A 10,571-nucleotide genomic window follows, 5' to 3' on the forward strand; every position below is an offset into this window, starting at 1 on the left:
CGGCGACGGCGTCCAGATGCAGCGGCACGCCCGCCGACGCGCAGACGGCGGCCAGCTCGACGACCGGGGCGATCGTGCCGATCTCGTTGTTGACCCACAGCGCCGAGACCAGGGCGACGGAGGAGGGGTCGCGGGCGATCGCGGCCGCCAGCACCTCCGGCAGCAGCACCCCCTCGGCGTCGAGCGGGAGCCACTCGACGTCCGCCCCCTCGTGGCGGGCGAGCCACTCGACGCTGTCGATCGTGGCGTGGTGCTCGCCGGCCGGCACCAGGATGCGCCGCCTCGACGCGTCCTCGGCCCGGCGCTGCCAGTAGAGGCCCTTGAGCGCGAGGTTGATCGCCTCCGTGCCTCCCGCGGTCAGGATCACCTCGATCGGCTCGCAGCCCAGAGCGTCGGCGAGAACCTGGCGGGCGTCCTCGAGCCGGCGGCGCGCCTCCTGCCCGGCGCCGTGCACCGACGAGGGGTTGCCGGAGTGCCGGGAGGCCTCGACGAAGGCGGCGAGCGCCGCGGGCCGCAGCGGGGTCGTCGCGGCGTGGTCGAGGTAGATCACCGGCTGTCCCCCGTCCGCGTGCGACCGCGGAGGAGGTCTCCGGGCCTTCACTACTGTAAGTCGCATGACCTCTCTCGACCCTCTGTCCCGGCTCGGCGTGAGGGTGGACGCGGAGGGCGGCGAGCTGCGCGTGTGGTCGGCGAACGCGAGCGCGATCGACCTCCTGCTCTACGACGAGAAGGACCCCGCGTGGGTGACCCGCACCGTGCCGCTCGCGCGCGGCGAGCACGACGTGTGGTCCGCCCGGTCCGCCCTGCTGAGCGTCGGCCGCCGGTACGCGATCCGCGTCGACGGTCCCGACGGCCCGCGCCACCGCTTCGATCCGCGCACCGCCCTCCTCGAGCCGTACTCGAAGGGACTCCTCCGGGTCGCCGAGAACGAGTGGCGCTCGGTCGTCGTCGACGACTCCTTCGACTGGGGCACCTCCGCGAAGCCGGGCACACCGCTGGACCGCACCGTGATCTACGAGGCGCACGTGAAGGGCCTCACGAAGCTCAACACCGCGCTGCCCGTCGAGCTCCGCGGCACCTACGCGGGGCTGGCGCACGAGTCGACCGTGTCGTCGCTCCTGGAGCTCGGAGTGACCGCCGTCGAACTGCTGCCGGTGCACGCCTTCGTCTCGGAGCAGCGGCTGCTGCGCCAGGGCCTGACCAACTACTGGGGCTACAACACGCTGAACTTCTTCAGCCCGCACGCCGCCTACGCCTCCCCCTCCGCTCAGCGCGGTGGACCGACGGCGGTGCTGCGCGAGTTCAAGGGCATGGTGAAGCTGCTGCACGAGGCCGGGCTCGAGGTGATCCTCGACGTCGTCTACAACCACACCGCCGAGGAGGGCCCTAACGGCCCGCGCTCGAGTCTGCGCGGCATCGACGACGCGAGCTGGTACCGCCAGACCGACGAGGGCCACTACGTCGACGTCACCGGCTGCGGGAACACGATCGACTTCGGACGGCCCGTCGCCCAGCGGATGGTGCTCGACTCGCTCCGCTACTGGTCGAGCGAGGTCGGCATCGACGGCTTCCGGCTCGACCTCGCGGCGACGCTCGGGCGCGACGAGAGGGCGCACTTCCGCTCCGATCACCCGCTGCTCGTCGCCGCGGTCGAGGACCCGGAGCTCGCCGACGTCAAGATGATCGCGGAGCCGTGGGACGTGGGCATGGGCGGCTGGCAGACGGGGAACTTCCCGACCGGCTGGTCGGAGTGGAACGACCGCTACCGCGACCGGGTCCGCAACTTCTGGCTGTCGGACATCGACTACGCCCGCCGCGCCGGCACGGCTCCCGTCGGGATCGGCGGATTCGCCACCCGCCTGACCGGGTCCTCCAACACGTTCTCGACCGAGCGCGGACCGCTCGCCTCCGTCAACTTCGTCACCGCGCACGACGGCTTCACGCTCGCCGATCTGGTCTCGTACAACGTCAAGCACAACATCGGCAACGGCGAGTCCAACCGGGACGGGTCGGACAACAACCGCTCCTTCAACCACGGCTTCGAGGGGCCCACTCCCGACGAGGGCGTCACGCACGCGCGCCGCAAGGCCATGCGCAACCTGCTGGGCACGCTCCTGCTCTCGGCCGGCGTGCCGATGATCACCGCGGGCGACGAGTTCGGCCGCAGCCAGCGCGGGAACAACAACGCCTACTGCCAGGACTCCGACCTCACCTGGCTCCGCTGGGACAGCCGGAGCGACTGGCAGCTCGAGCTGCGCGAGCACACCCGCGCTCTGATCCGGCTCCGCCGCGAGCATCCGGCACTGCGCCCCTCCCGCTACGGCAGGGAGGGCGAGGTGACGCCGAGCGCGAGCACGATGCACTGGTTCGACGTCCACGGCCGCCGCATGTCCGAGCACGACTGGACCTCGGCCGAGAACCGGACGATGCAGTACCTCGCCACCTCCACCCCCGAGACCGAGGAGCTGGACCGGGTGCTGCTCGTGGTGCACGGCGTCGAGCACGAGACGAGCGTCGTGCTCGCCGGGAGCGAGGGCGTGACGGGGTACACCCGCCTCTGGAACAGCGACGAGCCAGTGCCGCTCGAGCACGGCGAGACGTTCGAGCCCGGGCAGGTCATCCGCGTCGCGGGGACGTCGATGCAGCTGTTCGCGGCGCACGGGGCGATGACCGGAGACGTCGGCTGATGGCAGCGCGGAGCGGCCCAGGCACGCCGGCGACCGTCGCTCTGACGACGGCGGGCATCCCGTTCACGCCGCGGGAGTACCGCCACGACCCGTCCACCACCAGCTACGGCACGGAGGCGGCCGAGGCGCTCGGCGTCGAGCCGGACCGGGTCTTCAAGACCCTCCTGGCGGACGTCGACGGGGAGCTCGTCGTCGGCGTCGTCCCGGTCACCGGATCGCTCGATCTCAAGGAGCTCGCGGCGGCGGTCGGCGGCAAGAAGGCGGCGATGGCGGATCCGGCCCTCGCGCAGCGCCGCACCGGCTACGTGCTCGGCGGCATCTCGCCGATCGGCCAGAAGACGCGCCACCGCACCGTGCTCGACGAGACGGCCGAGCTCTTCGACACGGTCCTCGTCTCGGGCGGGCGCCGCGGCTTCGACATCGAGCTCGCCCCGGCCGACCTGATCGCGGCGACCGGGGCGATCACGGCCGCCATCGGCCGCTGACGCCTCAGCCCGCGGCCGCGACCAGCCCGAGCTCCGCCGCGCGGGCGAGGAGGCGGTGCCTCGGGACGACCCGGACGGTGTAGCCGAAGGTGCCGCTGCGGTCGAGCTCGACCACACCGGCGTAGGGCGTCCTGCCGACGGCGTCGGCGGGGACGACCGCTCCGGCCGCCTCGGCGACCTCGAGGTCCTGACTGCGCACGTCGGTGAGCGAGCCGTCCGGAGCGGTCGTGCCGTAGACGACCTGCACGGTGACGTCCTCGGGCGCCAGATCGCCGAGCAGGACCCCGGCGCGCACCGCGAGCCGATCACCGCGCTGCGGCACCGCGTCGATGCCGCCCGACTCGACCGAGGCGACCGCCACTCCCGGCCATCCGGCCCGCAGGCGCGCCTTCCACGCCGACAGCTCCTTCGCGGGCTCGAAGTGGTCGACCGCGACCTCGCGGCCGGCCTCGGCCGCCGGGCGGTAGAGGGCGTCGACGTACTGCTGCACCATGCGCTCGGCCGACAGCTCGGGCGAGAGCGTCGCCAGGGTGTGCCGGATCGAGCGGACCCAGCGCCTCGGGACGCCGTCGTGGTCGCGCTCGTAGAACCGCGGCACGACCTCCGTCTCGAGCAGCTCGTACAGCGCGTCGGCCTCGAGGGTGTCGCGCGCCTCGGGGTCGAGGGCGCGATCCGAGGACGGGATCGCCCAGCCGTTCTCGCCGTCGAAGTACTCGTTCCACCAGCCGTCGAGGATCGACAGGTTCAGCGAGCCGTTCAGCGCCGCCTTCATACCGGAGGTGCCGCACGCCTCGAGCGGGCGCAGCGGGTTGTTCAGCCACACGTCGGTTCCCGGATAGAGCAGCTGCGCCATGGCGATGTCGTAGTCGGGGAGGAAGACGATGCGGCGCCGGACGTCCGCCTCCTGGGCGAAGCGGACGAGGCGCTGGATCAGCCGCTTGCCCTCCTCGTCGGCCGGGTGCGACTTGCCCGCGATCACGATCTGGATCGGGTGCTCGGGATGCGTGAGCAGCGCGCGCAGCCGCTCAGGGTCGTGCAGCATCAGCGTCAGCCGCTTGTAGGTGGGCACGCGACGGGCGAACCCGATCGTCAGCACGTCCGGGTCCAGGAGCTCGTCGAGCCAGGCCGGCGGCAGGCCGCCCGGGTTCTGCTCTCCCCACGAGCGCGCCGCGCGGATCCTGGCGTCGCGGACGAGCTGCTCGCGCATCGTGCGCCTGGCCGCCCAGAGGTCGTAGTCGCTGAGCGCGCCCGAGGACCAGTCGGCCCGTGTCGTGTCCTCGGTGCCGAGCCGCTCGCGGGCCAGGGAGGTCAGGACGGGATCGGTCCAGGTCGGCGCGTGCACGCCGTTGGTGACCGATCCGATGGGCACCTCGGCGGTGTCGAACCCGGGCCACAGCCCCGAGAACATGCCGCGGCTCACCTCGCCGTGCAGCTGCGAGACGCCGTTGGAGCGCTGCGCGAGGCGCAGCCCCATGACCGCCATGTTGAACACCCGGTCGGAGCCGCCGTCGTACGACTCCGCGCCCAGCGCGAGGACGTCGTCGACCTGGACGCCCGGCAGGAGCTCGGTCGAGAAGTACTCGCGCACCAGCGACAGGTCGAAGCGGTCGATGCCGGCCGGCACGGGGGTGTGCGTCGTGAAGACGGTGCCCGCCCTGACCACCTGGAGCGCCTCGTCGAAGGCGAGCCCCGAGCCGATCAGGCCCGAGATGCGCTCGAGACCCTGGAAGCCGGCGTGACCCTCGTTGGTATGGAACACCTCCGGCAGCGCGGTGCCCGAGACCTCGGCCCAGAGTTCGAGCGCTCGGACGCCGCCGATGCCCAGCAGGAGCTCCTGCAGCAGGCGGTTCTCGCCGCCGCCGCCGTAGAGGCGGTCGGTGACGGAGCGGAGCGAGTCCTCGTTCTCGGGGATGTCGGTGTCGAGCAGGAGCAGCGTCACGCGGCCGACCTCTGCCCGCCAGACCCGGGCGTAGAGCGCTCGGCCCTCGGGCAGCGCCAGCACGATCCGCGCGGCCGAGCCGTCCGCGAGCCGGACGACGCGCAGCGGCAGCCCGTCGGGGTCGAGGGAGGGGTAGGACTCGATCTGCCAGCCGTCCGCCGAGAGGCCCTGGGAGAAGTAGCCCGAGCGGTAGAAGAGGCCGACACCCGTCAGCGGGACGCCGAGGTCGGACGACGCCTTGAGGTGGTCGCCCGCGAGGATCCCGAGACCGCCGGAGTACTGCGGCAGCGCGGCCGCAATGCCGAACTCGGGCGAGAAGTAGGCGATCGAGCGCGGGGCCGTCGCGGGCAGCGACTGGTACCAGCGCGGCTCGCTCCGGTAGCGCTCGAGCTCCTCGCGCAGCCGCCAGGCGTCCTCGACGAAGCCGCGGTCGGCGGCGAGCTCGGCGAGGCGCTCGGGGCTGACGGCGCCGAGCAGAGCGGTGGGGTCGGCTCCCCCGCGGCGCCAGAGCTCGGGATCCACGCGCTCGAAGAGGCGGCGGGTGGGCTCGTGCCAGGCCCAGCGCAGGTTGCCGGCCAGCTCGCCGAGCGCGGCGAGCTCGGGCGGCAGGACCGAGCGGACGGTGAAACGACGGATGGCCTTCACGGGACTCCTCGACTCTCCGCGGACCCCGGCGTGCACGGGCGCAGAGCGCCGGGCTCTCGCGCGCTCGCACACCCTAGCGGACCGGATCGGCCCGCGAGCGGACTCGTCGCGGGGCTCCTGCACCGCGCATTTGCACAGGGCCGCGGGCGGGCGCAAGCGGCGTGCCGATGCGCGCCGGGGTCGCTACTGTCGTGACGTGGCTCAGACACCTTTCGGCACGTCCTCACACGGCAAAGACGCACGGCGAGCGGCCCGCGGCCGTCCCGCCCCGACCGAGCAGGCGGTGACGCCTCCCGAACCCGCACCCGTCGCGGAGCAGCAGGCACCGCCGGCGCCGGTGCCGGCGGGCAGCGGCTACCGCACCCGTGCGGAGCGCATCCCGATCATCGACCCGCAGCCGCGGCTCGAGGACGACCGCTGGCCCGCCAAGGCGTTCGTCGGCGAGGTCGTCCCGTTCGCCGCCACCGCGTTCCGCGAGGGCCACGACCTCATCGGCGTGGACCTCCTCCTGACCTCGCCCTCCGGCGCCGAGTCGCAGCACCGCATGGCGCTCCTCGCCACCGGCACCGACCGGTACGGACGCCTGGTGCTCCTGGACGCCGAGGGCGACTGGACCTACCGCATCCGCTCGTTCGCCGACGACTGGGCGACCTGGCTGCACACCGCCGAGATCAAGATCCCGGCCGGTCTCGACATCGACGTGACCTTCGCCGTCGGCGCTCAGCTGCTCGCAACCGCGGCCGATGACGCCACGCGCTCCGGCGCCGAGCGCTCGCTGCTCGCCGAGGCGGCCTCGAGCGTCGGCGACACGTCGCTGTCCCCCGAGGAGCGCCTCGCCGCCGCCGAGGACGCGGCGGTCCACGGGGCGCTCGCCCAGCGTCCGGTCATGAGCCTCTCGAGCCTCTCCGAGCCGCGCACCGTGCACGTCGAGCGCACCCGCGCGGGCGTCGGCGCCTGGTACGAGTTCTTCCCCCGCTCCGAGGGCGCCGTGCGCCACGAGGACGGCTCCGTCACGAGCGGCACGTTCGGCACCGCGGCGAAGCGCCTCCCGGCCGTCGCGGCCATGGGCTTCGACGTGCTCTACCTGCCGCCGATCCACCCGATCGGGCGCACCTTCCGCAAGGGTCCCAACAACACGCTGAACGCGGGACCCTCCGACCCCGGCTCGCCCTGGGCGATCGGCGCGGCCGAGGGCGGCCACGACGCGATCCACCCGGATCTGGGCACGGTCGAGGACTTCACCGCGTTCCACGACGCCGTGAAGGAGGCGGGCCTCGAGCTCGCCCTCGACTTCGCTCTGCAGGCCTCGCCCGACCACCCGTGGGTGACGAGCCACCCGGAATGGTTCACGACACTCCCCGACGGCACCATCGCCTACGCCGAGAACCCGCCGAAGAAGTACCAGGACATCTATCCCATCAACTTCGACAACGACCCCCGGGGCATCCGCCAGGAGTCGCTGCGGATCCTGCGGTACTGGATCTCGCTCGGAGTGAGGATCTTCCGCGTCGACAACCCGCACACGAAGCCGCTCGACTTCTGGGAGTGGATCATCCACGAGGTCAACGCCGAGCACCCGGACGTCGTCTTCCTCGCGGAGGCGTTCACCCGGCCGGCGATCATGCGCGCTCTGGGCAAGGTGGGCTTCCAGCAGTCGTACTCGTACTTCACCTGGCGCAACACCAAGGAGGAGCTCGCGGAGTTCTTCACGAGCATCTCGCACGAGACGGCCGACTACATGCGGCCGAACCTCTTCGTGAACACCCCGGACATCCTCACCGAGTACCTCCAGTACGGCGGCCCGGCGGCGTACAAGGTGCGCGCGGCCCTCGCCGCGACGGCCTCCCCGCTCTGGGGCGTGTACGCCGGTTACGAGCTCGTCGAGAACGTCGCCCGCCCGGGCGCCGAGGAGAACATCGACAACGAGAAGTTCGAGTACAAGACGCGCGACTGGGAGGCCGCCGAGGCCTCGGGACGCTCCCTCGCGCCGTACATCACGCGGCTCAACGAGATCCGGAAGGCCCACCCGGCCCTCGCGCAGCGCCGGAACCTCCAGGTGCACGGCAGCGACGACGACGCGATCCTCGTCTACACGAAGCACCTGCAGAAGGAGTTCACGGGGACCGGCGCGGCCGACACCCTGATCGTCGTGGTCAACACCGACCCGCACTCCGCCCGGGAGACGACGGTGCACCTCGACCTGCCCTCCCTGGGGCTCGAGTGGGGCGACAGCTACGAGGTCGAGGACCTGATCACCGGGGCCGTCTGGACCTGGTCGAGCGACAACTACGTGCGCCTGGACTCGTTCGTCGAGCCGGTGCACATCCTGAGCGTGAAGGCGGACGAGCGATGAGCGGCACTGTTCCCGGCGGAGACGTCCCCACCCCGGCCGACGAGGCGGGACTCGAGCCGCGCGCCGAGTCGGTCGTGACCACGGGCACGAGCTCGGCGACGACCACCGGCACCGGCATCGACGAGGCGGCGGCGGTCACGACCGCGTCCGACGACGCGTCGGGCGAGGGCGGGAGCGCCGCCGTCGACGGCCCGCTGGTGTCGGACGGCGCGACCGACGACGCTCCGGCCGACTCGGCGATCGCTCCGGCCGACTCCGTGATCGCTCCGGCCGACTCCGTGATCGAGGGGTCCGCCGCGATCGAGCTCCCCGTGATCGAGGAGTGGATCCTGCAGCAGCTCGCGACGGGCAGCAACGCGCTCCCCCACCACGTGCTCGGACAGCACGTGGTGGCGGCACGGGGCGTCGCCGATCCGGTGACGGTCGTGCGCGTGCGCCGCCCGCTCGCCGAGAAGGTCGTCGCCGTGCTCTCCACCGGGGCGCGCGTCGAGCTGACCCACCTGCACGACGGCATCTGGCAGGGCTTCCACATCCTCGGCCCGCAGCCGTACACGATCGAGGCGCGCTACGGCGACGGCGGCGAGTGGACCGCCGAGGATCCCTACCGGTTCTCCAAGACGGTCGGCGACTTCGACCTCTACCTGATCGGCGAGGGCCGCCACGAGCGGCTCTGGGAGGCTCTCGGTGCGCGGCACCGCGAGCACGAGGGCGTGTGGGGCACCTCGTTCTCGGTCTGGGCGCCGCACGCCCAGGCCGTGCGCGTCGTCGGCGACTTCAACGACTGGAGCGGCGAGGGCCACTCCCTCCGCAACCTCGGGGTCACCGGCGTCTGGGAGATGTTCGTCCCGGGTCTCGAGCCCGGCGCCCCCTACAAGTTCGACCTGCTCTCGCGGGACGGCCGCTGGGTCCGCAAGGCCGACCCGATGGCGCGCTCCACCGAGGTGCCGCCCGCGACCGCCTCGCGGATCCCGGTCTCGCACCACCAGTGGAGCGACTCCGCATGGATGGAGCAGCGCGCCGCTGTCGACCCGCACGGGCAGGCGCTCAGCGTCTACGAGATCCACCTCGGCTCCTGGCGGCCCGGCCTGGACTACCGCGACCTTGCGGATCCGCTGATCGAGTACGTGACCGAGCTGGGCTTCACCCACGTGGAGTTCATGCCGCTCGCCGAGCACCCCTTCGGCGGCTCCTGGGGCTACCAGGTCACCGGCTACTACGCGGCCTCCAGCCGTTTCGGCACCGCCGACGACCTCAAGTACCTGATCGACCGGCTGCACCAGGCCGGCATCGGCGTCATCGTCGACTGGGTCCCCGGTCACTTCCCGAAGGACGACTTCGCGCTCGCCCGCTTCGACGGCGAGCCGCTCTACGAGCACCCGGACTGGCGCCGTGGCGAGCAGATGGACTGGGGCACCTACGTCTTCGACTTCGGTCACACGCAGGTCCGCAACTTCCTCGTCGCGAACGCCCTCTACTGGCTCGAGGAGTTCCACGTCGACGGGCTCCGCGTCGACGCCGTGGCGTCGATGCTCTACCTCGACTACTCCCGCAAGGAGGGCGAGTGGCTGCCGAACGAGCACGGCGGTCGCGAGCACCTCGAGGCGATCAGCTTCCTGCAGGAGGTGAACGCCACGGCCTACAAGCTCTACCCCGGCATCATGATGATCGCCGAGGAGTCGACCAGCTGGCCCGGCGTCACCCAGCCCACCGTCTCGGGCGGGCTCGGCTTCGGGCTCAAGTGGAACATGGGCTGGATGCACGACTCGCTCGACTACATGGCGAACGATCCGCTGTGGCGTCAGTATCACCTGGGCGAGATCACCTTCTCGTTCGTTTACGCGTTCAGCGAGAACTTCGTGCTGCCGATCAGTCACGACGAGGTCGTGCACGGCAAGGGCTCGCTGATCCAGAAGATGCCGGGCGACCACTGGCAGCAGCGGGCGAACCTGCGGGCGTACCTCGCCTTCATGTGGGCGCACCCGGGCAAGCAGCTGCTCTTCATGGGCCAGGAGTTCGGCCAGTACTCCGAGTGGTCGGAGGAGCGGGGCCTGGACTGGTGGATCCTCGACCAGCCCGCGCACCGCGGTCTCTTCGACCTGGTCGGCGCGCTGAACCGCGTCTATCGCGAGTCGCCGCAGTTCTGGGAGCTCGACTTCGACCAGGCCGGCTTCGAATGGATCGACGGCGGCTCGGCCGCTCCGAACGTCATCTCGTTCCTGCGCAAGGACAAGCAGGGCCGGCCCGTCGCGGTGATCGTCAACTTCTCGGGGTCGCCGGTGCACGGCTACCGTGTGAGCCTGCCGGTCGCCGGTCGCTGGGAGGAGCTGCTCAACACTGACGCCGAGATCTACGGCGGTTCGGGAGTGGGCAACTTCGGCTCCGTCGAGGCCAAGGACGAGCCGTGGTCCGGCCGCCCCGCCTCCGCCGAGGTCGTCCTCCCCCCGCTGGCCGCCCTCTATCTG

The 10,571-nt window shown here is 71.8% G+C and carries 6 protein-coding genes; 4 read left to right on the forward strand and 2 right to left on the reverse strand.

Annotation, left to right across the window (positions count from 1 at the left end):
• Positions 1-550, reverse strand: a 550-nt coding sequence (locus tag NB037_RS16790; protein WP_251947805.1) for a cysteine desulfurase family protein, incomplete at its 3' end; no start/stop codon positions are given.
• A gap of 64 nt (positions 551-614) precedes the next feature.
• Here NB037_RS16790 and glgX point away from each other — a divergent pair.
• Together glgX and ybaK are read left to right on the forward strand one after the other, a co-directional pair.
• The gene (gene glgX, locus NB037_RS16795) at positions 615-2,687 is read left to right on the forward strand and encodes a glycogen debranching protein GlgX (protein ID WP_251947807.1); all 2,073 of its coding nucleotides are present in this window, start codon (positions 615-617) and stop codon (positions 2,685-2,687) included.
• Complete coding sequence (gene ybaK / locus NB037_RS16800; protein WP_207405534.1) at positions 2,687-3,172, forward strand: Cys-tRNA(Pro) deacylase; 486 nt, start codon at positions 2,687-2,689, stop codon at positions 3,170-3,172. Before glgX ends, ybaK begins: the two co-directional genes overlap by 1 nt.
• Before the next feature lie 4 nt (positions 3,173-3,176).
• Here the strand turns inward: ybaK and glgP are convergent, their stop codons facing one another.
• Positions 3,177-5,756 carry an alpha-glucan family phosphorylase gene (gene glgP / locus NB037_RS16805; RefSeq protein ID WP_251947809.1) on the reverse strand — a complete coding sequence of 860 codons (2,580 nt, stop codon included), beginning with the start codon at positions 5,754-5,756 and terminating at the stop codon, positions 3,177-3,179.
• Between the two features lie 283 nt (positions 5,757-6,039).
• On the opposite strand from glgP, the gene NB037_RS16810 reads away from it, so the two are divergent.
• Positions 6,040-8,109 carry an alpha-1,4-glucan--maltose-1-phosphate maltosyltransferase gene (locus tag NB037_RS16810; RefSeq protein ID WP_372490777.1) on the forward strand — a complete coding sequence of 690 codons (2,070 nt, stop codon included), beginning with the start codon at positions 6,040-6,042 and terminating at the stop codon, positions 8,107-8,109.
• A partial coding sequence (glgB, locus tag NB037_RS16815) for a 1,4-alpha-glucan branching protein GlgB (protein WP_251947811.1) occupies positions 8,106-10,571 on the forward strand: 2,466 nt, incomplete at its 3' end. The genes NB037_RS16810 and glgB, both read left to right, overlap by 4 nt.

It is taken from the genome of Rathayibacter rubneri (assembly GCF_023743255.1).
Lineage (GTDB): Bacteria > Actinomycetota > Actinomycetes > Actinomycetales > Microbacteriaceae > Rathayibacter > Rathayibacter rubneri.

What these genes read in the sequence shown, in the direction of transcription:
- ybaK (WP_207405534.1), top strand. Translation starts at nt 2,687, where the DNA reads ATGGCAGCGCGGAGCGGCCCAGGCACGCCGGCGACCGTCGCTCTGACG.
- glgX (WP_251947807.1), top strand. Translation starts at nt 615, where the DNA reads ATGACCTCTCTCGACCCTCTGTCCCGGCTCGGCGTGAGGGTGGACGCG.